At 59.3% G+C, this 22,129-nt stretch carries 23 protein-coding genes and 1 tRNA gene; 6 read left to right on the top strand and 18 right to left on the bottom strand.

The annotated features are described in order from the left end of the window. The first annotated feature begins 71 nt into the window (after positions 1-71). The 4 genes from ACYASU_RS09385 to ACYASU_RS09370 all read left to right on the top strand — a co-directional run bounded on the left by ACYASU_RS09385 (position 72) and on the right by ACYASU_RS09370 (position 4,245). A complete protein-coding gene (locus tag ACYASU_RS09385) occupies positions 72-674 on the top strand; it encodes a TetR/AcrR family transcriptional regulator (RefSeq protein WP_463582623.1) in 603 nt (200 codons plus the stop codon). Between the two features lie 215 nt (positions 675-889). Next, entirely contained in the window at positions 890-1,663 is a 774-nt protein-coding gene (locus tag ACYASU_RS09380; RefSeq protein ID WP_463582622.1) for an alpha/beta fold hydrolase, read from the top strand. Between the two features lie 108 nt (positions 1,664-1,771). Next, positions 1,772-2,461 (top strand): type 1 glutamine amidotransferase domain-containing protein, encoded by a 690-nt coding sequence (locus ACYASU_RS09375; protein WP_346625507.1) that lies wholly within the window; start codon positions 1,772-1,774, stop codon positions 2,459-2,461. A 281-nt stretch (positions 2,462-2,742) separates the two neighbouring features. Further along, on the top strand, positions 2,743-4,245 hold the full coding sequence (locus tag ACYASU_RS09370) for a M10 family metallopeptidase C-terminal domain-containing protein (RefSeq protein WP_463582621.1): 1,503 nt from the start codon (positions 2,743-2,745) through the stop codon (positions 4,243-4,245). Positions 4,246-4,362: 117 nt separating this feature from the next. Here the strand turns inward: ACYASU_RS09370 and ACYASU_RS09365 are convergent, their stop codons facing one another. The 4 genes from ACYASU_RS09365 to ACYASU_RS09350 form a co-directional block, all read right to left on the bottom strand. After that, a complete protein-coding gene (locus ACYASU_RS09365; protein ID WP_463582657.1) occupies positions 4,363-5,760 on the bottom strand; it encodes an NAD-dependent succinate-semialdehyde dehydrogenase in 1,398 nt (465 codons plus the stop codon). 105 nt (positions 5,761-5,865) lie between these two features. After that, positions 5,866-6,675: a helix-turn-helix transcriptional regulator gene (locus tag ACYASU_RS09360; protein WP_192170869.1), complete on the bottom strand. Its 810-nt coding sequence runs from the start codon at positions 6,673-6,675 to the stop codon at positions 5,866-5,868. A 52-nt stretch (positions 6,676-6,727) separates the two neighbouring features. Continuing rightward, positions 6,728-8,755, bottom strand: a complete 2,028-nt coding sequence (locus tag ACYASU_RS09355; RefSeq protein ID WP_463582620.1) for a methyl-accepting chemotaxis protein — start codon at positions 8,753-8,755, stop codon at positions 6,728-6,730. A gap of 463 nt (positions 8,756-9,218) precedes the next feature. Beyond that, on the bottom strand, positions 9,219-10,040 hold the full coding sequence (locus ACYASU_RS09350; protein ID WP_463582619.1) for an NADPH-dependent oxidoreductase: 822 nt from the start codon (positions 10,038-10,040) through the stop codon (positions 9,219-9,221). A 113-nt stretch (positions 10,041-10,153) separates the two neighbouring features. Between ACYASU_RS09350 and ACYASU_RS09345 the strand changes: the two genes are divergently transcribed. Then, positions 10,154-10,468 (top strand): DUF7693 family protein, encoded by a 315-nt coding sequence (locus tag ACYASU_RS09345; protein WP_463582618.1) that lies wholly within the window; start codon positions 10,154-10,156, stop codon positions 10,466-10,468. Positions 10,469-10,586: 118 nt separating this feature from the next. After that, complete coding sequence (locus ACYASU_RS09340; RefSeq protein ID WP_463582617.1) at positions 10,587-11,687, top strand: hypothetical protein; 1,101 nt, start codon at positions 10,587-10,589, stop codon at positions 11,685-11,687. Positions 11,688-11,797: 110 nt separating this feature from the next. Here ACYASU_RS09340 and ACYASU_RS09335 read toward each other — a convergent pair. The 14 genes from ACYASU_RS09335 to ACYASU_RS09270 all read right to left on the bottom strand — a co-directional run bounded on the left by ACYASU_RS09335 (position 11,798) and on the right by ACYASU_RS09270 (position 22,119). Beyond that, positions 11,798-11,873 (bottom strand) — tRNA-Lys (locus ACYASU_RS09335). A gap of 63 nt (positions 11,874-11,936) precedes the next feature. Continuing rightward, on the bottom strand, positions 11,937-12,611 hold the full coding sequence (gene queC, locus ACYASU_RS09330; RefSeq protein WP_282373423.1) for a 7-cyano-7-deazaguanine synthase QueC: 675 nt from the start codon (positions 12,609-12,611) through the stop codon (positions 11,937-11,939). A gap of 15 nt (positions 12,612-12,626) precedes the next feature. Further along, a complete protein-coding gene (gene queE, locus ACYASU_RS09325) occupies positions 12,627-13,274 on the bottom strand; it encodes a 7-carboxy-7-deazaguanine synthase QueE (protein WP_463582656.1) in 648 nt (215 codons plus the stop codon). Positions 13,275-13,453: 179 nt separating this feature from the next. Beyond that, complete coding sequence (gene ybgF, locus ACYASU_RS09320; protein ID WP_282373422.1) at positions 13,454-14,272, bottom strand: tol-pal system protein YbgF; 819 nt, start codon at positions 14,270-14,272, stop codon at positions 13,454-13,456. Between the two features lie 6 nt (positions 14,273-14,278). Next, a complete protein-coding gene (pal, locus tag ACYASU_RS09315) occupies positions 14,279-14,782 on the bottom strand; it encodes a peptidoglycan-associated lipoprotein Pal (RefSeq protein ID WP_037014065.1) in 504 nt (167 codons plus the stop codon). Between the two features lie 53 nt (positions 14,783-14,835). Further along, complete coding sequence (gene tolB / locus ACYASU_RS09310; RefSeq protein WP_192171054.1) at positions 14,836-16,116, bottom strand: Tol-Pal system beta propeller repeat protein TolB; 1,281 nt, start codon at positions 16,114-16,116, stop codon at positions 14,836-14,838. 17 nt (positions 16,117-16,133) lie between these two features. After that, on the bottom strand, positions 16,134-17,225 hold the full coding sequence (gene tolA, locus ACYASU_RS09305) for a cell envelope integrity protein TolA (RefSeq protein WP_463582616.1): 1,092 nt from the start codon (positions 17,223-17,225) through the stop codon (positions 16,134-16,136). Continuing rightward, positions 17,225-17,689, bottom strand: coding sequence for a protein TolR (gene tolR, locus ACYASU_RS09300; protein WP_037014073.1), 465 nt, complete (start codon positions 17,687-17,689; stop codon positions 17,225-17,227). Before tolR ends, tolA begins: the two co-directional genes overlap by 1 nt. A gap of 14 nt (positions 17,690-17,703) precedes the next feature. Beyond that, positions 17,704-18,399: a protein TolQ gene (gene tolQ, locus ACYASU_RS09295; RefSeq protein WP_122537415.1), complete on the bottom strand. Its 696-nt coding sequence runs from the start codon at positions 18,397-18,399 to the stop codon at positions 17,704-17,706. Next, positions 18,389-18,859 (bottom strand): tol-pal system-associated acyl-CoA thioesterase, encoded by a 471-nt coding sequence (ybgC, locus tag ACYASU_RS09290; RefSeq protein WP_205484563.1) that lies wholly within the window; start codon positions 18,857-18,859, stop codon positions 18,389-18,391. Before ybgC ends, tolQ begins: the two co-directional genes overlap by 11 nt. Positions 18,860-18,996: 137 nt before the next feature. After that, positions 18,997-20,052: a Holliday junction branch migration DNA helicase RuvB gene (gene ruvB, locus ACYASU_RS09285; RefSeq protein WP_065989736.1), complete on the bottom strand. Its 1,056-nt coding sequence runs from the start codon at positions 20,050-20,052 to the stop codon at positions 18,997-18,999. Then, positions 20,053-20,661, bottom strand: coding sequence for a Holliday junction branch migration protein RuvA (gene ruvA / locus ACYASU_RS09280; protein ID WP_065989737.1), 609 nt, complete (start codon positions 20,659-20,661; stop codon positions 20,053-20,055). A 61-nt stretch (positions 20,662-20,722) separates the two neighbouring features. Further along, positions 20,723-21,247, bottom strand: coding sequence for a crossover junction endodeoxyribonuclease RuvC (gene ruvC, locus ACYASU_RS09275; RefSeq protein ID WP_065989739.1), 525 nt, complete (start codon positions 21,245-21,247; stop codon positions 20,723-20,725). Positions 21,248-21,372: 125 nt separating this feature from the next. Beyond that, positions 21,373-22,119, bottom strand: a complete 747-nt coding sequence (locus ACYASU_RS09270; protein ID WP_282369205.1) for a YebC/PmpR family DNA-binding transcriptional regulator — start codon at positions 22,117-22,119, stop codon at positions 21,373-21,375. Positions 22,120-22,129 lie beyond the last annotated feature (10 nt).

The following is a 22,129-nucleotide window of genomic DNA, read 5'->3' as shown; positions in this document are numbered from 1 at the left end:
GCCGACACACGACAACATCGTCCATCAGAATCCGCTAGTAGACCGACTTACTAGGATGTATTCTCCGAGCCATGAATACTTCCCAAACACGTGGTTCATCTGATGTCCGTCAAGGAATCCTCGACGTCGGCCAACGCATCATGGCCGCCAAGGGGTATTCCGGCGTAGGCCTGAACGAAATTCTGGCCGCTGCGGGCGTGCCGAAAGGCTCCTTCTATCATTACTTCGGTTCCAAGGATGCCTTCGGCGAGGCGTTGCTTGAGCACTACTTCGACGACTACCTCGCGGATATCGATCGCATCCTCGGCGAGCCCGGCCTGCCCATGGGCGAGCGCCTGATGAGTTACTGGCGGGTCTGGCAAGATACCCAGTCGTTCCGGGAATGCCAGGGCAAGTGCCTCGCCGTGAAGCTTGGCGTTGAAGTGGCCGATCTGTCGGAAACCATGCGCGCGGTGCTCAAGCGCGGCACGGCCGGGATTACCGACCGGCTCGGCAGCGCGATTGAGGCTGGCATTGCCGACGGCTCGCTGCCCGCCTGCGAGAACCCCTATGCCGTTGCGCAAAGCCTGTACCAGCTGTGGGTCGGCGCCAGCGTGATGGTCAAGATCGAAAGAAGCCTCGCGCCCTTCGAAACGGCCATGGCAACAACGCGCGTGATCTTGCGCCTTGCCTGATCGGCGGACCGCAATGTCGCGCCGCTCTCTTTGCCCTCGTTCCTCCTCTGCATAGCGCCTGCCGGTCTCTCCTGACCGGCTTTATACCTTCGCCGCCTCCATTGCCAAGCACGTCAAAAAAGCCTCGTGAAATAATTTGAAAAAAACTCTAGACGACTGGTCTACTCAGAGTTAAGGTGTACCCACATTAACCCGCCGCCACAAGGACTGACGTGATGAAAACCAGAACAACGATCACCGCTCTCGCCACTGCCGTGACATTGCTCGCCGCCGCTGGATTCGCGTCAGCCCAAGACCGCCCTGCCGCTCCCCTGACCGCCAAGACTGTAGTGCTGGTCCACGGCGCTTTCGCCGACGGCTCCTCCTGGAACAAAGTGATTCCGCTGCTGGAAAAAGCCGGCCTGAATGTGGTGGCAGTGCAGAACCCGCTGGATTCCCTGGAAGGCGATGTCGCTGTCACCAAACGCGCCATTGCCGCTGCTCCAGGCCCTGTGGTTCTGGTGGGTCACTCCTGGGCTGGCGCGGTCATCACCGACGCTGGCGTCAACGACAAAGTCCGCTCGCTGGTCTACGTCGCCGCTTACGCCCCGGATGATGGCCAGTCAGTGTTCGATGCCGTTAAAGGCTATCCCGACATGCCCGGCCAGGCCTCCTTCGTCAAAGATGCAGACGGCTACGTGAAAGTCAGCGACGAAGGCGTCGCCAAATTCTTCGCCCCTGATCTGCCCCGCGCCGAACAGAAACTCGTCGCCGCGACCCAAGGCGCGCTGAACATCAAAGCGCTGAGCCAGCCAATTCCCCACGCTGCCTGGCACAAGGTGCCCTCCTTTGCGGTGGTGGCCACAAACGACCAGATCATCTCGCCACAACTGCAGCGCGATCAGGTGCAGCGCCTGCACGCCGATTCCATCGAAGTCCCTTCCAGCCATGTTGCGATGCTGGCCTATCCCAAGGCCGTGGCTGACCTGATCATAAAAGCCGCCAAGTGAATTTCGTTTTGCCGCTGAACTAGACGACTAGTCTATTAATCCAAGTGAATGACGCTTTACCTTTTGGCTGCTCGGCAGTCTCAAACCTAATCGAAAAGGAAATACCCGATGAAAGTTCTAATGGTTCTGACTTCCCACGACACCCTCGGCAACACCGGCCGTCCTACCGGCTTCTGGCTGGAAGAACTGGCCGCGCCCTACTACGCGTTCAGCGACATCAACGCCGAAATCGTCCTGGCTTCGCCACAAGGCGGTCAGCCTCCGCTGGACCCGAAGAGCAACGAGCCCGACTTCCAGACCGACCTGACCCGTCGCTTCGAGAAAGACGAAACCGCCAAAGCCCTGCTCGCCAACACCGTCCGCCTGGACAGCGTCTCCCAGGCAGATTTCGACGCCGTGTTCTACCCAGGCGGCCATGGTCCTCTGTGGGATCTGGCTGAAGACAAACACTCCGTCCAACTCATCGAATCGTTCATCGCCGCCAACAAGCCCGTCGCTGTCGTATGTCACGCCCCTGGCGTGCTGCGCCACGTGAAGAACGCCGACGGCACGCCGCTGGTTAAAGGCAAGACGGTCACCGGCTTTGCCAACAGCGAGGAAGAAGCCGTCGGCCTGACCAACGTGGTGCCTTTCCTGGTGGAAGACGAGCTGAAATCACTGGGCGGCGTCTACTCCAAAGGTCCGGACTGGGGCTCGTACGTCCTCACCGATGGTCTGCTGATCACCGGCCAGAACCCTGCTTCGTCCGGTCCTGCGGCAGACGTGTTGATCAAGGCACTGCAGAACAAATCGGCCTGATCACCGCCCGGCGCGAGGGGTGTTCGCACCCCTCGCCGCTTCTCACCTTCGCACCGAGATAACCGCCATGAACTGGTAATGAACGGATTCAACCCGACCCCAGGCCCGACTTTATGTCGGGCTTTGTCGTTTCTGGACCGAGACGAGTAATCAAACAAACGCGGCGTTGACGGGTCTACCACGCCAATGGCCGGCATTGATGAACGCTCACGATGCCTGTTGTAACTGGATCTGCCGTCCACGGCGGCCGCAGTGCCAAACCTTTTATAGCGAGAAAAAAAATGGCTCAGGCAACGAAAACAGCACTGCAGAGTGAAGCGGATGAGGCGGTCGTCGTGACTGCTCATGGCACGTATGACAGCTACGTGGGCACGGCGGATGACGACACCCTCACGGGCACCACAAAGCGGGATTTCATCTTTGGAGGCGATGGCGACGACATCCTCACCGGTCAGGGAGGGGATCCCAATCCGTTCAGCAACGCACAGGATCGCTATAACGGCGGTGCCGGCGTCGACACCCTGATCAGCCATCCTGCCTATTACTACGGCAACACCTTCGTCTACACATCAGTGACGGACAGTTACTTCGACAAACAGGGCTCGCACTCGGATCTGATCAAAAATTTCCAGTCCAATGACGTACTTGACCTGACAGCCCTCAGCCTGGAGCGGGTCGGCAATGGCCACAACGGCGATCTGGCGGTCACTTACAACGCTGACGAGAACGTCACCTATGTTCGCTCGCTGGACAAAAACGCCGAGGGGCAGGCATTCGAAGTCCGGCTGGAAGGCGACCACGCCGCTCAGCTCGGCACGCAGAATTTCGCCCTGCGTTACGACCTGACGGCAGAAAGCAATGGCCGCGAACATCAGGAGAGCGAAAAGCAATACGTCGTCAGCGGGACCGATGGCGATGACTTTTTGATCATTCCCAAAAGCGGCAACATCGTCACAGGTGGCGGTGGCGCTGATGAGATGTACAGCGGCAATGCACGTAACACCTTCGCCTTCGAACACCTCACCGACAGCTTTGTTAACGACAGCTCGGGACACTCCAGTGTCGATTTTATCCACGACTTCCAGCTTGGCGAGGGCGACCTTCTGGACGTTTCGGCACTGGGTTTCACCGGCCTGGGCGATGGTTATAACGGCACCCTCAATTACAGCTACGACAGCGAAGCGGGTTACGCGATTGCCCAATCCTTCGAGGCCGATGAAGACGGCAACCGATTCGTGGTGCACCTGACGCAATACGAACGGTATCCGCTCACTGGCCTGCAGGACATGGACCGGTTCACCTTTGCCGGGGACTCTGCAGCAGACCGTGCCAACCAGACGCTGACCGGCGACAACTACCGTGACGAGTTCACCAACTCGACCGCAGGCGGCATCCTTGTCGGAGGCGGTGATGATGACCTGCTGGTGGGCAATACCGGCGTCGACACCTTTCGATACGTCGAGAAGAGCGATAGCTTTCGGGGCAATTCGGACTTCATCAAAAACTTCGATGCCACACAGAACCGGATTGATGTGTCAGCGCTGGGCTACACCGGCCTGGGCGACGGCACCGATGGCACGCTGAAGTTGATCTACGACGCGGCCACGCACCGTACCTATCTGAAGGATTACGAAGCGGACGCCGACGGTCACCGATTCGAGATCAGTATCGATAAGAACGTCGCCAAGACTTTCACCGCCGATAACCTGATCGTGGCTGACGCGAACACTGCACACATCGAGCTGGTGGGCCTGGCACCTGCCGACCTGCACCCGATTGGCTGAATCCAGACGCGCCATCCCAATAGGGCAGGCATGAAAAAGCCGTCGCAAATGCGACGGCTTTTTTTGCAGCATGGGCGACTACAAACGTACGCCCACGCTGATACTGCTCACTGAATCTCAGTCGACGCTTTTTGCCCACACCGCCTGGGCATTGGTGAATTCGCGCAGGCCGAAGTGGGACAGTTCGCGGCCGTAGCCACTCTTCTTGACGCCGCCCACCGGGATCCGCGCGTTGGTCGCAGGGAAACCATTGATGAACACGCCGCCGGTTTCCAGACGCCGGGCGATGCGTTGCGCGCGCGAGATGTCCTGGGTCCACAGGCTGCCGCCAAGACCGTAGTCACTGGTGTTGGCCAGCACGATGGCGTCTTCGGCGTTGGCGGCGACGGTGATCGCTGCCACCGGGCCGAAGGTTTCTTCGTCGAAGGCGGCCATGCCTGGCGTCACATCGGCCAGCACGGTGGGCGCGTAGAAGTTGCCGGGGCCTTCGATCTTCTTCCCGCCCAGCAGCAACGTCGCGCCGGCGGCAATAGTGCGTTGAACCTGGCCATCCAGCTCATCGCGCAAATCAGCGCGGGCCATCGGACCGACGTTGATCGCGCTGTCCATCGGGTCGCCGACTTTCAGTTGCTCGACCGCTGCAACGAATTGACGCGTGAATTGCTCGGCGATCGGTGCCTCCAGAATGAAGCGCTTGGCCGCCAGACAGACCTGACCGGCGTTCTGAAAACGCGCCTCGACGGCGGCTTTCACCGCAAGGTCGATATTGGCGTCGGCCAACACAATGAAAGCGTCCGAGCCGCCCAGCTCCAGCAGGCTCTTCTTGAGCGCCTTGCCCGCCGTGGCTGCCACGGCAGAACCGGCGCGCATGCTGCCCGTCAGGGTGACGGCGGCGATGCGCGGGTCTTCGATAGTGCGGGCAACGGTGTCGTTGTCGGCAATGAGGTTGGTGAACAGCCCTTTCGGAAAGCCCGCTGCTTCATAAGCTTCTTGCAGCGCGTAAGCCGAGCCCATGACGTTCGGCGCGTGCTTGAGCATGAAGCCATTGCCCGACAGCATGATCGGCCCGGATGCACGAATCACCTGCCACAGCGGGAAGTTCCAGGGCATCACCGCCAGCACAGTGCCAATCGGCAGGAAGGACACGTGTACTTCGTCGTCGCTGCCTACATTGACGGGCTCATCGGCAAGAATCGCCGGGCCATTGTCAGCAATCCACTCGATCGTGGCCGCGCACTTCTCCACTTCTCCACGGGCCGCCGCCAGGGTCTTGCCCATTTCAGCGGTGATCAGCGCAGCGAAGGACTCCGAGCGCCCACGCAGGGTGTCTGCCAGACGGCGATAGGCCGCTACGCGCTCGCGCATCGGCGTGGCGCGCCACAGACGAAAAGCAGCAGCATTCACGTCCAGCAACTGCTCGACGTCGGTCTGGGTCTGGAAGGGGTAAGTGGCGATCAGCTCACCGGTGGCCGGGTTGCGTGACGTAGCGACGTTTGCGGCGGAGATCGGGCTCAAGTCAGACATCGTGATTACCTCGTTGACGGTCGGTGCAGCGCATGTGCGCTGCGATGACCGCCACTCTAGGCAAGCCCGAATAAGCCAGGAAGGCGTGTTGTTATCCTATGACCGTGAGTCATAGGCAGTGTGGCGGGGAATGTAGGTCACCAGCGACAGGTCCGGCCGCCCTTCAGGCGTCAGCGCGACGTAGGTGAAATCGATATGGCCGCTGATGGGGTGCAGCAGACGCTTGCGGCCCTCCTCGAAACCTTTGACCTCGGTGTCCTGCCACCACTCTTTGAATTCAGGGCTCAGGGACGAGAGTTCTTCGATCAGGCTGTCGAACGGTGCCTTGTCCTGGGCCAGCGCGCGCGATGCCCGAAACGCACTGATCATGCCACGTGCCATCTGCTCCCAATCCAGAATGATGGTTCGGTAAGGGATGTACAGAAACAACAGACGCAGCGTGTTGCGCTCATGGGGCTGCAACGAACCGTAGTCGACGAACAGCTCGGCGATGGCGTCGTTCCACGCCAGGATGTCGAGCCGAGCGTTGCGCACATACGCCGGAATGGGGTTGATTGCGCGCACCAGCATTTCCAGGCCGGCGGTCACCCCGCCGCCGGTCGCAGCAACCGGCACCTCCAGTGCGGAAAGCGCATACAGGTGCGCGGACTCCACACGATCGAGCTTGAGGACTTTGGATATCCGTTGCAGCGCGTCCGGCGAGGGCTGAATGTCGCGGCCCTGTTCAAGCCAGGTGTACCAGCTGACGCTGACCCCGGCAAGCGCCGCCACTTCCTCACGGCGCAGTCCCGGGGTGCGGCGCGGCCCTTCTGGCAGGCCGAAATCGTTCGGGTCGAGGCGCGCCCGTCGGCTGGACAGAAAATTGCCGAATTCGCGCCGCTGCTCTATCGAAGGTCTTTTTGCCATAACTCGCTCGTGGTCCACGTTTTGGTTGATCGCGGAAAACGGGCATCGTGGGTCAAGCTCTGGCGTGGGTCAAGCCGGTCAAGGTATCGGCGATGGCCTTGGTGCGCCGCGCCGTGCCTTCGGTGGCCTGGTTCGAGTTTTCCAGTGAGTCGAGCATTTCGCGTAGCGCGCCGACGCCGGTGGACTGGTCCTCGATCTGCTGCGCCACGCGCTGGATCTCGCTGGAGAGCAAGTCAATGTCGACGCCGATCTCGGCCGCGTTCTTGCGGGTGATTTCCGCCAGCTTGCGCACTTCGTCGGCGACCACGGCAAAGCCTCGGCCCAGATCCCCTGCCCGCGCCGCTTCGATCGCAGCGTTGAGCGCCAGCAGATTGGTCTGGCCGGCGATCTGTTGAATGACCTGCACGATGGACTGGATGCGCAGGCTCGATTCCGCGAGGGCTCGTGCGCCGACCACCGCTTCGTCCGCCTGGCTGACCAGCGCTACAACGGTATTGCCGGCGTTTGTCGAGACCGTGTTCTGCTGGTCAATCGTGCCGGCCAGATCGTCCATCGACAGGTGCAGCTCGCCGGAGTAGTGCTTGATCTGCGTGGACATCTCTTCCTGCTGCTGACCGGCCTGGGCAAGGACTCGACCCAGTGCGGCGAGGCCTTCGAAGACCGGAAGGACTTTGGTATCCAGCCCGCGGGTGTCCAGCGCGGTGTTGAAGTCGTTGAGCTTGAACGCCTCGATCTGCTTCACGATGACGTGATTCAAACCCACCATCTTCTTAAGCTGGCGGCGCAGGAAAAACGCCTTGAATTCGCCATAGCGCGCGATGAAATTGTCCACATACTCATCCGTGAATGACGCGCCTCTTGCCACCCGAAAGAAGAAGATCGCCGTGAGCGTCTGGTTCAGGTTCAGGCCGAGAATTTCACCAAAGGTCGAGAACCCCACCAGCGGTACGTCACCGAACAATCCGGTCATGCTGCCCAGATCCTTGCCGTTGTTGGCCCGACGCAAGATGCAGTCGTTGAGAATCGCCGCGACGGGCTGCCCGCCCTTGCCGCGCAGGAATTGTTCGTAATCCACGCGGGTGGCTTCGCGCAACGGCGTACGCTTGACCATCACCAGTTCCTCGCCGGGGGCCACGTCGCAGAACAGCTGAATGATTTGCTGTGCATGGTCGATGCGCGCGATTGATCGCACGAACAACTCGCTGCCCACCCGAATGGCGAAGGAGTAATCAGCCAGATTCTTCTCAAGGGCGCGAGCGTCACAATCGAAGGCGTTACACAGCGCCTGGACCATGCTCATGATGTTGCCCTTGCTGTCGATCACCTGGTCGATGGTGCGGTCTTCGACGGAAGCGGTCAGGACACTGAAGGTCAGCCCGGCGGGCTGGAAATTCTGACTTTTGAACACGCCGAAACGGATGTCGGCGGCGGTCTTGATGAAAACAATTTGCGCATGATTCTGATAGCTGCGCTTGCCGTCGTGGATCAGCGTCTTCTTGAAATCCGACTTGCCACCGGCCGAGCCGCCGACAAACAGGCAGGGAAAACGCCCGGACTCGTAGAGCGCTTCCATGAAGAACGATTCGGACGCCGACAAGCCGTCGAACACCACATAGGCCAGCGTGTCGCGATGGTCGATGGCCGTGCTGACCTGCGCACGCTTGATGTTGCTGACCAGTTTTTCGATGCGCTCACGCATCTCCATGCGCTTGCCACCGCTGCGGATATCTTCACACTCCAGTGGCACCATCACCACTTCGGCCGATGCAATCACGCTGCGCTCGAAGAGCTGCAAGACGATGCGGTCCCAACGATCGCCGGTTGCACAGTACAAACCGGTCGCACTGTTGCACAGCTCGCCTGACGTGGTGCACAGGCTCAGCGCGCTATCGGGAAACCGCTGCTTTATGCGGGCGGCAATGTGGTCGATGTCCAGATGCGGAGAGACGAAGCCTGTCACCAGAACGGGAACTGAACGCACGCCCGCCAGGGCACGGTCCAGCTCGCCAGCGGTGCAGTTGATGCTGATCGCTTCCTGGCGGTTGGCACGGGATCGATTGAAGAGTTTGAGTGGGTTCATCGTTGGCTCACAGGAAAGGATCGCAGGGCGCATGCGTTACATACGCCGAGCTTTTTTCTGTATCGGCCGCGGAAAATCTGACTTGAAGGACAGGACGTGGCGTTGGTCGGGGGGCCAACCGAAGTCGGCACAATTGCGTCAGTTTTAATCGACGTTGGTGTAATGGATGCCAAAGTCGTGGCGCCCCGGCGCGAGGTGCGGCTTGAGCGTGAATGCCGGGATCTCATAATCGCTGGCATTCTGTCAACGAAACGGCAGTGGCGGATCGGTGAAGAGGTTACCCAGCCGCGTCGCATTATGGCCGGAACGCCTGCACCGCGATCCCGCCCACAGGTGGCTGGGCGACCTCATCGCTTCGAAGGTCGAAACGACTTCCTGCCCGCCGCACTGACGCTGAACGCTGCATCAGTCATGCACAATCAAGGCGCGCTGACCGCATGACTGAATCCCTGGAGCCACGTCATCAACGAAGGCCAAAACCCATCCGGATCAACTGCTCAACCAAATGTTCACGGCCATGGAGGTTTGAGGTGTCACGAAGTCGGTTGACGACCTGTTCCGACCAACCGTTTGCCCTCATTCCCTCGCGTTGGTAGAAAGCCCCCAACCGCTGATCATAAGTGGCAACTGCGTCCGGCTCTGGCCCCGCTGCGTAGGTTTCGTGGTGAAGCACCGCAGCCTGTGGAAGCCTCGGTTTGACCTTCGCTGGCATTTCACTGGAGGGGTACCCGACGCAGAGGCCAAATACGGGATAAACATGTGCAGGCAGTACAAGTTCCTTGGCCACCCCCTCGATGTCATTGCGAATGGCCCCGATGTAAACGCTTCCAAGCCCCAACGATTCGAGTGCCACTACTGCATTTTGAGCCGCCAGTGAGGCATCTATCGTTCCGAGCAACAGGCTTTCGAGGTAGGGCAGTGCATGCAGTTCGGCGTGCTGCTGCTCGGCTACACGGGAAACGCGAGAGAGGTCGGCAAGCCATACCAGGAACAGCGGCGCTTGTCGGATGTATTCCTGGTTACCGGCAAGTGCCGAGAGACGCGCTTTGCGATCGGTGTCCCGCACAGCGACCACACTCCAGACCTGCAGGTTTGAAGAGCTGGCTGCAGACTGCGCAGCAGCAACCAGTGTTTCCATCAGCCCATCCGGCAGAGGCTCGGCGCTGAAGGCGCGAACGCTGCGATGGTCGAGCAACTGATCGATGGTATCGTTCCCGGTGGCGAGCGCAGATGCCTCGGGGTCCCCGTAGCGCGCTGCCATTCTGGATTGGTTGGTTGTGGTCATGGGTCTCTCCAAAAAAGTGACGCGAGGCTATCAAATCGATGCCACAGGCGCATGCCTTGCGCAGACGTTTTCACCCGGCCGCCCTGCTAGCCGAGCCATCAAGGGACATCCATTTGTCAGCAAAGCCTCTCAGTGCGCGTGACACCTGTCAGGTCCTGCGTGACATCGCCCTCGGCATTCGGGTGATGCGTCGGGTGGGCGGCGACGCTCAAGTCGACATCGACAGTGGCCTGATGACCGTAGAGGCTGATGGCTGGCTGATCACCTTTTACAAAGAGCACAATGCCCTGGATCACTGCGACCGCTGCCTCAGCCCCGAAGGCCGGGTCTACCTGTTTGACGCCCGCCAACGCTACGGCACTGATCCTCTTGAGCTGCTGAGCACCTGGGAACGCGGTCAGCTGGAAACCCTGCTCTCCCTCATCTAAGCGAACGCTCATACACCCCGCGTCAAAAAAAACGGGCTGGGCCCCAATAGCGTGGGATGACGGAACCAAAGCGGTTCAGTTGCCACTCAAGCGGTATAAAGTCCAGAGCGGGTGGCGTATGTCGACGAAAGTGAGTGGGCCTGTAGATCAGCTCTTCGGCTTGCATAACAGCGATTTTGGCTCGCCCCAAGGGCGTCTGACTGACCAGCGCCAAGCGGGCGGAGGCATCGATTTTGGTACGTCGCCCGGTGCCGGTGCGCAGTCGGTGAACTTCGGGGGACCATCGCCCCACAACAGTGACAGCCGAGTGAATGCCAGCGCGCAGGCGGCCAATCCCACCGATCAGGACCTGGCTGCATCGGTACGTAATCTGGTCGAGCAGATCATGCAGGCGCTCGCCCAATTCATGCAGCAAAACCGGAGCGACACGGGCGCGTCTTCTCAAAGCAGTGGCAGTCCGCAAGGCAAGTCGGCGGCAGTCTCCGCGCCCGCTCAGCCGGCGGCTGCTAACGCTGGGTTCCAGCAAGCAGCCGCGACGACAAGTGCGGCCCAGCCATCATCAGCCGGGCCTCAAGTGGCATCCACACCTGCGGCAAATGCACAGGCTGCGCCGGAGGCGACAGCTGCGCTTGCACACGCAGACAAGAGTACCGCCGTAGGTGACGCCGCCACCGCTGGCAGCGGGCCTTACTCGCTCAATATCACCAATACTCAAGACCATGCGATAAAGATTGGCCAGTTCGACAAAAATGAAAAGCTGGTAGGTGAACTGTCATTGGAACCTGGGCAAAAAGGAACCATGAAGTACGAGGCAGACACGACGGGCCTGCTCAAACAGGCCGACGCGGACGGCAACTACAAGTCTGATGCGAGCCGCCTGGAGTTCTACAACGGCTTCATCAATACCAGCGACATTGATGGCCGCAACGCTGCAATTTATGCGAGCGACGGCAAAGGATTTGAAGTCGGAGACAAGCAAAGTATCGCTGACAAGGCACCTGACAGCATTACTTCCCTTGATTCTGCGGGGAACAAGACCATCGCCGGATGGTACGACGGGTCTACGGAGAAGATGAAACAGGGAGGCGATTTCCTGACCAAAGAGCTGGGCACTGGGATGACGTATCAGCATCCCAATGACGACACCCTGGGCCAAGGCAGTAACCCTATGCGGCACACTGACTCGATGTCCCTGGACGTGGTTTTCGGCAAGGCTTGAGATGGACGCGAGGGGCGTTGAGTTATTGAGTCAGCGCCGGCAGCTACTTTTTCACAGGCAAAAAAAAATCTGGAAATCCGCATTTTCATGGGCCTTCCAGATTTTCGAAATGGTGGGTCGTGTGGGATTCGAACCTACGACCAATTGGTTAAAAGCCAACTGCTCTACCAACTGAGCTAACGACCCGCTTCGTTGTGGCGCGTATATTACTGATATTTCACAGTAATTCAACACCCAAGCGAAAATAATTTAAAAATAACGCGTCGGGTCCGTCACGCCAGCCGCGGCGAAGCCCTCAGCACGCAAGCGGCAGCTGTCGCATTTTCCGCACGCACGTCCCTGCTCGTCGGCCTGATAGCAGGAAACCGTCAACCCGTAATCCACACCCAGACGCGTACCGGTTTTAACGATATCGGCCTTGCTCAGCATCTGCAGCGGCGCCTGTATCGTGAAGCCCTGGCCTTCAACGCCAGCCTTGGTGGCGAGATTGGCCATGCGCTCGAACGACTCGACAAATTCCGGACGGCAGTCCGGGTAGCCGGAGTAATCCACGGCGTTGACACCGATGAAGATGTCCCGGGCACCGAGCACTTCGGCCCAGCCCAAAGCGAGAGAAAGAAAAACAGTATTGCGCGCCGGTACGTACGTCACCGGTATGCCTTCGCCCGGCGTCTCAGGCACCGCGATGCTGCTGTCAGTCAGCGCGGACCCGCCGATGCCGTTGAGATTGAGGCCGATAACCTTGTGCTCGACCACGCCCATATCGGCCGCTACACGCTCCGCCGCCTGTAACTCGGCGCGATGCCGTTGGCCGTAGTCGAAGCTCATGGTGTAGCAGCTGAAGCCATCGGCCTTGGCCATCGCCACCACAGTGGCCGAATCCAGCCCGCCGGACAGCAGGATTACCGCTCTTTTCTCAGTCATCGATTGCTCACTCATTCAACGCCCCGGCTCGTCATTCCAGAGGATTTTATGCAACTGCAATTGCAGCCGCACCGGGAGGTTGTCGGCCACGATCCAGTCGGCCAGGTCTCTGACGTTCAGATCACGGTGGACAGGGGAAAACAGCACTTCGCCGGCGCGACGGTCCAGACCGTACTGAATGATCTTTGAAACGGCCCAGTCGTAATCTTCGCGCGAACAAATAACGAATTTGATCTGGTCGTTGCGCGTGAGCAGTTCGATATTTTCGTATCGGTTGCGCGCCACTTCTTTTGAACCAGGGGTTTTCAGATCGACGACACGGCTTACGCGGGGATCGACTTTCGAGATGTCCAGCGCGCCGCTGGTTTCCAGAGAAACCTCGTAGCCCGCATCACACAGCCGTTCAAGCAAAGGAATGGCATTCGGCTGAGCCAGGGGCTCGCCGCCTGTGACGCAGACATAGCGCGGGCGATAGCTGGCAACCTGCTCCATCAACGAGTCGAGGGTCTGGATGGTTCCGCCAGTGAAGGCATATTCGCTGTCGCAATAACCGCAACGCAATGGGCAGCCGGTGAGGCGCACAAAAACGGTAGGCAAGCCTGCCGTGCGCGTTTCACCCTGCAACGAGTAGAAAACTTCGGTGATACGTAGTGTGTCTTGCATAGGGGCCACGGGCGTAACGGCTAAACAGGCCATCCGCCTCCGTCAGGCACTTCTGTACACCCTGCACACGCAGAATCCACAGAAGCGTAATCAATACCGGAATTTCGGGGGCGGAATTCTAACGAAGAAAGCCGCGCAATGCGCGGCTTTCTTGAATCAGCGGTCAGATTGACTGGCAATCAGAGACGCTGGAGGTCCCGCTGAGCCAACTGAGCGGCTGAAGTGCCTGGATACTGAGCAACGACTTGCTGAAGGATGCCCTTCACCTTATCGGTGTGACCCAGGCGACGTTCGACGTCCGCCAGTTTGTACAGGGAATCAGGCACCTTGGCGTGCTTTGGGTAAAGCTGACTGACCTTTGCAAAGGCCTGACCGGCACCTTGCAGATCGCCCTTGGCCAGATTCACTTCGCCCAACCAGTACTGAGCATTGCCCGCGTACTGGCTGTTAGGGTATTTGCGCAAGAACGCCGCAAACGCCTGACTGGCCTTGTCGAAATCCTTCGCTTTGATCAAGTCGAAAGCAGCGTCGTAATAGAGCTTTTCTTTCGCTGGGTCGCCGGGCTCGCTGCTGGCCTGTGGCGCTTGAGCGGCGGGTGACACGGGAGCTCCGCCGGCATTGGTGCCGCCGTCGGAAGCAGAATTGTTGGCAGCTGATGGGGCCGATGCGCCGCCAGCTCCGATACGGGAGTCGAGATCTTTGTAGCGATCCAGCGCTTCCTGCTTCATCTGCTGGATATCGTTTTGCTGAACTTCCACGATTCCGCGCAAGCGCGAAATTTCGTCCTGCATTTGCTGCAACTGCATGAACAGCTGACCTTGCGCCGAAGGTGCGGTCGTAGCCGCACCTCCGGCGTAGGCGCCAGACGTACCATAACCCGATGGCGGATAACTGCTACCAGCAGAGCCAGAGTTGTCATCGACCACAGGAACCGCACCCATCGCTGCAAGAGGAAGGGTGAGAGCCAAAACGGTTAAAGCACGTCGGCACGTTCGCATGTCAAATTACTTACGCAGTTCGACGCGACGGTTTTGAGCCCACGATTGCTCGTCGTTACCGGTAGCAACTGGACGCTCTTCACCGTAGGAAACGATTTCCAGCTGAGCTGGCGAAACGCCCTGCAGAACCAGGTAACGTTGAACGGCTTTCGCACGACGCTCGCCCAGTGCCAGGTTGTATTCGCGAGTACCGCGTTCGTCAGTGTTACCTTCCAGAACTACGCGAGCGCCGTTGGCTTTCAGGTCTTTGGCGTGAACGTCCAGAGCGCGCATGGCCTCTGGTTTCAGGTCAGAGCTGTCGTATTCGAAGTAGAAAGTGGTGATAGCGCGCAGAGCAGCTTCTTCGCTCAGGCTGCCGTCAACAGCGCCAGAGTTAGCGCCGTAACCAGCGTTAGGATCTACAGCAGCGCCGCCAGCACCGGCATTGTCGCCGCCTTTGGACGAGCAACCTACAGCTACAGCCATGGCCAGAGCCAGCGCAGCAAATTTACCAAACTTCAGCATTTCCATCGTAAAACTCCTAATGAACCCCAAGTGTGTTAAGTACAACGTAAAGCGCCGCGTCAGTTCAGGTAAGGGGACCAGGAAGGTTCTCTGACTTCGCCTTGAGCGGTAGGAAGCGGGAGCCTTACGCGTCCATTAATGGACACGAGCATCAAGACTCCCCGGCCCTGCTGGCGGGTGGCGTAGATTACCATGGTGCCGTTAGGCGCAACAGTAGGCGACTCATCAAGGTTGCTGTCTGTGAGGATTTTTACGCTACCGCGCTGCAAATCCTGAGCTGCAACCTTGAAGTTGGTGAAGCCATCTTGACGATGGATCATCACAAGAGTCTTTTCATCCGCCGATAACTTAGGGTTGGCATTGTAGTTACCGATGAAAGTAACGCGCTCTGCCCCTCCGCCATTAATATTGGTTTTATAGATTTGTGGCTTGCCGCCGCGGTCAGACGTGAAGTAAATCGTGGAGCCGTCTTTACCGAAGAACGGTTCTGTATCAATGGAGGAATCGTTGGTCACTCGCGACAATTGACGCGAGGCCAGATTCATCACATAGATTTCCGGGTTGCCATCTTTCGACAACACCATCGCCAGCTTGCTGCCGTCCGGGGACCACGCAGGCGCGCCGTTCAGGCCTTCGAAGTTGGTGATCTGCTCGCGACGACCGGTGTCGATGTGCTGAACGAAGATGCGCGGGCGCTTCTGTTCAAACGACACATAGGCAATACGCTTGCCGTCCGGCGCAAAGCGTGGCGACAGGATCGGCTCACGGGATTGCAGCAGCGTCACCGCACGGGCGCCATCGTAGTCCGAACGCTGCAGCGTGTAACGCGTGTTGTCAGTGGAGAAACGCTCAGCCGTCACGTACAGCATGCGGGTCGAAAACGCACCCTTGATGCCGGTCAGTTTCTCGAATGACTGGTCAGCGATGTAGTGCGACATGTCGCGCAGCTGGTCAGCGGTGCCCGATACGTTACCGGTGAGAACCTGTTGCTCGGTGGCCACGTTGAACAGCGCGTACTGGACCTGAAGGCGACCGCCCGAAGGAACGATGCTGCCGACCATGACGTACTGCGCACCCAGCGCTTTCCAGTCACGGAAGATGACTTCGCTGGCCTGGCTCGGCTGGCTGATCATGTTTTCCTTTGGAATCGGCGAGTAATAGCCCGAATTCTGCAGGTCGTTGCCAATGATCTTGGCCATGTCTTCCGGCAGCACGCTGCCGCCCTGCAAACCAAACGGCACGACTGCGATAGGCGTGGCGCGGTCACTGCCGCTTGTTACCAGAATGTTCTTTTCGTCGGCAGCGGCGAAACCCGCTGCACAACACAGAACGACAAGCATTCCTCGAAGAAGGTTAATCACAAGGCTAGGTCCTCAGGTGTGAATGTCATCTTGAATGAACGGTAAGGTGCGAAGTCCGAAGGCTTCATCCCCTGCATCTCTGTCAAACGACCAATATTCTTGACCGCCGCTACTGCTGAACTGTCGAAAGGACCATCGCCGCTGGACTTGCTCACGCTGACCGAAGTCACGGTGCCGTCCGGCAACATGTTGATCTGCAAGACGACTGTCATGCCCTTGCGCGCAGAAGGTGGACGTGCCCAGCCTTCAGCCGCCCGAGAGCGAATCAAATCATCAAAGCTGCCGGCCACTTCGTCGCCACGTTCATCGGCCAGCGCCTGTTGGCGTTCCGGCTTGTCGGAAAGCAGGTCGGCCAGTGCTTGCGCCTTCTTGTCTTCCGCTGATTTACGCGCAGCGTCCTGGGCTTTCTTCTTCGCGTCCTCAGTCGCCTTCTTCTTGGCGTCCTCGGCCGCTTTCTTCTTCGCGTCTTCAGCAGCCTTTTTCTTGGCGTCGTCCGCAGCCTGCTTCTTCGCGTCCTCGGCAGCCTGTTTCTTGGCTTCCTCGGCGGCCGCACGCTTGGCGTCTTCCTCGGCTTTCTTCTTCGCGTCGTCTTCGGCTTTCTTCTTGGCTATATCAGCCAATTGTTTCTCTTCGGCGGTTTTCTTCGCGTCATCCGCTTTTTTGGCTTCGGCTTTCTTGGCGTCGTCCGCAGCTCTTTTAGCGTCGTGGGCTTTTTTGGCGTCGTCAGCTTTCTTCGCTTCCTCGGCCTTTTGTTCTTCGGCTTTTTGAGCGGCATCGGCTTTCTTTTGTTCCGCCGCCTTCACTGCCTCTTGCTCAACTTTTTTCTGCTCCATCTGCTCGACTTCGGTTTGTCGCGCAGCGGATTTCTTCGCCTCACCGGCAAGCTTCTGGTTGGTCTGGGTGGTTGCCTGACTTTTTGATTTCAACTGATAGAGCGTGGCCTGAACGATGGGCCTGGCTTCAGGAAGCTCAGGCGTCATTGCGAAGCTGACGAACAACAAACCAAAAATCAGGACGTGCAGTCCCACCGCCCAGACGGACGGCCAGAAGTAGCTTTCCGAGGCGGACGGCTCTCGAATCGGCTGCATCAGGGGGCCTCGGTAATCAAACCAACGTTCCCGACCCCGGCCTTCTGCAACCCGCCCATCGTGCCCATGACGGCGCCGTAGTCGACCGTCTTGTCGCCACGGATGAACACTTGAGTCTGCTTGCCGGCGTCACGACCGGCGGCAATGATTTTGGTCACCGCGCTGGTCAGTTGCGGCAAGGTCATCGCCTTGTCCATTTGCTTGTCGGTGTCGACTTCGCTGCCAAGGTTCCAGTAGTAGGTCTTGTCAGCCTTGATCGAGATCGTCAGGACCTGATTGTTGTTGTCCTGCGGCAAAGCCTCGCTGGAGACCTTGGGCAGATCAACTTTCACGCCCTGGTTGATCATCGGAGCCGTCACCATGAAGATGACCAGCAGCACCAGCATCACGTCGATGTACGGCACCACGTTCATTTCGGCGACCGGCTTGCGCTTGTTGCGTCGGCCGCGAGCGATTAAAGCCATTGGGAAATACCTGCTTATTCTTCGCTGGTGTGCACTTTACGGTGCAGGATCGCCTGGAACTCGTCGGCGAATGTGTAGTAGCGACCGATCAGGTTCTCGCCACGAGCGGCGAAACGGTTGTAAGCGATGACCGCAGGGATCGCTGCGAACAGGCCGATGGCGGTGGCGATCAGTGCTTCGGCGATACCCGGTGCAACGGTGGCCAGAGTGGCTTGCTGCGCAGTGGCCAGGCCGCGGAAGGAGTTCATGATCCCCCAGACGGTACCGAACAGACCGATGTACGGACTGGTCGAACCCACGGTTGCCAGGAATGGCAGGCTCTGCTCGAGTTTTTCTTCTTCACGGGAGATCGCCACGCGCATGGCACGTGCAACACCTTCCATGACCGCGTCCGGATCAACGCCTGCCTGCTGACGCAGACGGGAGAATTCCTTGAAGCCCGCGCGGAAGATCTGCTCTACGCCGGAATCCGGGTCCGGGTTGCTGCCGGCCTGACGGTAGAGCTTGGACAGATCGATGCCTGACCAGAAGCGCTCCTCGAAGCTATCCAGAGCCTTGCGCCCAGCGCGCAGCATGGCGCTGCGCTGAAAAATCATGATCCACGAGGTGACCGAGGCGGCCACCAGGATCAGCATCACCAACTGCACAACCACGCTGGCATTGCTGACCAAACTCCACATGGAGGAATGGTCGACGACGTTAGCTTCCACGCTGTATCTCCTGCTCTGAATGTGTACCCGCGCCGCCCTGCCCGGCAAAGGCCGTGCGCAGAGCTTCGGGAATGGCCCGGGGTTTCAAACTGTCGGCGCGCACACACGCCACCAAAAACTGCCCTTCGCAGAGCAGCACATCATCCGCAGCCCGCCTGACCTGTTGCTGAAAACGCAGGCTGACGCGGTTCAATTCGATTACTTCGGCGCTGATCAGCAGCTCGTCGTCCAGCCGCGCGGGCTTGTGGTACCGAGCCTCGCTTGAATGCACGACGAACAACAGGTTCTCGATACCCGCCATTGCGGATTGGGCAAAGCCCAGTTCCCGCAGTCGCTCGGTTCGAGCCCGCTCCATGAATTTCAGGTAATTGACGTAGTAAACGATGCCGCCGGCATCGGTGTCCTCGTAATAAACGCGACAACGATGTGCGAACGACTGAGCCCCGTTTTGCGCGCGCATACTCTAGTGCTTACTCCTCAGGTTGCCAATCCGGCCAGGCAACTGTTTTTCATCGTTTTTACTGCCCGCAACGCGTCACTTTGCGGTGACTGCCCGTCAGACCATCAAACACCCGAATAAATCGGTTGATCGTGCATTTATTCGTCAGGGTCTTCGACCGGTTCATCCATCACCGCCCGGTCGCCCATCCGCGAGGGGATGTTCAGACCGAAGTGCAGATACGCATGCCGCGTGACCATGCGGCCGCGAGGTGTGCGCATCATATAGCCTTGCTGAATCAAATAGGGCTCCAGCACGTCCTCAATTGTGTGTCGCTCTTCGCTGATGGCCGCCGCGAGGTTATCCACCCCGACCGGCCCGCCATCGAACTTCTCGATCATCGTCAGCAGCAAGCGTCGATCCTGATGATCGAAACCGCGTTCGTCGACGTCCAGCAGGTTAAGCGCAAGATCCGCAATCGCCTTGGTGATCTCGCCCTTGGCGCGCACCTCGGCGAAATCCCGCACCCGACGCAGCAGCCGGTTGGCGATCCGTGGCGTTCCCCGGGCCCGACGGGCAATCTCGAACGCGCCTTCGTCCTCGATGTACAACCCGAGAATTTTCGCCGAGCGCGACACGATCGTGGCCAGATCCGCAGTGCTGTAGAACTCAAGACGCTGCACGATACCGAATCGGTCACGCAGCGGATTGGTCAGCATGCCCGCGCGGGTTGTCGCACCCACCAGCGTGAACGGCGGCAGATCGAGCTTGATGGAGCGCGCCGCAGGGCCTTCACCGATCATGATGTCCAGCTGGAAATCTTCCATCGCCGGGTACAGCACCTCCTCAACGATGGGAGACAAACGGTGGATTTCGTCGATGAACAGCACGTCGTGGGGCTCAAGATTGGTGAGAATCGCTGCAAGATCCCCCGGCCGTTCGAGCACAGGGCCCGAGGTGCTCTTGATCGAAACGCCCATTTCCTGCGCGATGATATGCGCCAGTGTGGTTTTACCCAGTCCCGGCGGACCGAAGATCAGCGTGTGGTCCAGCGCTTCACTGCGGCCGCGCGCCGCCTGAATGAACAGCTCCATCTGCTCACGCACGGTGGGCTGACCAATGTAGTCGGCCAGGCTCAGCGGCCGGATCGCACGGTCCAGTTGCTCGTCACGGTCACGCCCGGTGGCGGCGATCAGACGGTCGGCATCTATCACTTACAGCATCCCCTTCAGTGCGCGGCGAATGAGGTCTTCGCTGCTGAGATTCTTGTCCTTGATCGCGGTCACTGCCTTGCTCGCTTCCTGGGGCTTGTAGCCCAGGGAAATCAACGCGCTGACAGCATCCGACTCCGCCGTCGCCACGGCCATCGGCGCGCCCGGCCCGTCCGATACCAGTGCGAAGGTGCCCGGCAACGAATCCCACGCCTTGAAGCGATCCTTCAGCTCGACCAGCAAACGCTCGGCGGTCTTCTTGCCAACGCCCGGGACTCGGGTCAGCGCGGAGGTATCCTGCGCCTGTACACAGCGCACCAACTCGTCCACTTCCAGCGTCGACATCAGGGCCAGGGCCAGTTTCGGCCCGACCCCGTTCAGACGAATCAGCTCGCGGAACATCTCGCGATCACGCTTCTCGTAGAACCCGAACAGCAGATGCGCGTCCTCACGAACCACCAGATGAATATGCAGTGTCACGGTTTCGCCCAGATGAGGCAGGCGATACAGCGTGGTCATGGGCACTTCGACTTCGTAACCCACGCCGTTGACATCCAGTACCAGATGCGGCGGCTGCTTCTCGACCAACGTACCGCGTAGACGTCCAATCACGAATCAAATCCTTTCCAGAGGCCCGTTGCTGCGACGGGCCGTGCTAACGCAAATAATGCCATCAGAGCCGCAGACGACCGCCACGACTGCGCGCGGTATTGAGGCCGTGAGGGATGAGGCTGGATCGGGTATGCGCGTGACACATGGCAATTGCCAGTGCATCCGACGCATCCACCTGGGGTTTGGTGGTCAGCTTGAGCAGATGCATGACCATCATCATCACCTGATCCTTGTTGGCGCCTCCCGTCCCTGCGACGGCCTGCTTGACCTGGGTCGCGGTGTACTCGGCGATCTCCAGGCCTTCTTCGGCGCCTGCAACGATCGCGGCACCCCGGGCCTGGCCCAGCTTCAAGGCCGAGTCCGGGTTGCGCGCCATAAACACCTTTTCGATGCCCATGGTCACGGGACCGTACGTCTGAATGACCTCGCGTACGCCGCGGTACACAATCTGCAGCCGCTCATGGAGCAAGCCTGTGCCCGTGCGAATGCAGCCCGAGGCCACGTACTCGCAGCCGCGCCCGGTATCACGCACCACGCCAAACCCGGTAATTCGTGAACCGGGGTCGATACCTAAAATAAGAGTCATAACGCCTGCAGCTTGAGAGGTAACGCGAACAATTGGACGCAGCATAAAGGCAGAAGCCGGAGGCCGATAGCGTTGATCATCAACGCTTCGTGCGCTCCGGCCTCAAGTTCCGAACGGGCAAACGATCAGCCGAGCTGCTCCAGCACCTCGTCCGGGATTTCGGCGTTGGAATAGACGTTCTGCACGTCATCCAGGTCTTCCAGCATATCGATCAGCTTGAGGACCTTTTCCGCCATGTCCAGATCGAGCACCGCACTGGTGGTCGGCTGCATCACAATCTCCGCATCGGCGGGCGTGAAACCAGCGGCTTCCAGGGCGTTGCGCACGGCATAGAAACTGGAAAACGACGTGAATACGTCAATGGAGCCGTCTTCGTGGGTGACCACGTCGTCAGCGTCCGCTTCCATCGCAGCTTCCATCAGCGCGTCTTCGTCAACGCCCGGTGCAAAGGAGATCTGCCCCTTGCGTTCGAACAGATAAGACACCGAACCGTCAGTCCCCAGGTTTCCACCGCATTTACTGAACGCATGGCGCACTGCCGCAGCGGTCCGGTTGCGGTTGTCGGTCATGGTTTCGACCATCACCGCAACGCCACCCGGGCCGTAGCCTTCATAACCCAGTTCAACCATGTCATCGGCATCGGCAGCGCCGGCACCGCGAGCGATGGCGCGGTCGATGATGTCGCGACTCATGTTCGCGCCAAGGGCCTTGTCCTGAGCCAGACGCAGACGCGGGTTCGACGCCGGATCACCTCCGCCCTGACGGGCAGCGACGGTCAGTTCGCGGATCCACTTGGTGAAGATCTTGCCTTTCTTGGCATCCTGACGCTCTTTGCGGTGCTTGATGTTCGCCCACTTGGAATGACCAGCCATAACACGCTCC

This window comes from Pseudomonas sp. HP_12, assembly GCF_055283955.1.
This window is presented reverse-complemented; position numbering and strand designations above follow the sequence as displayed.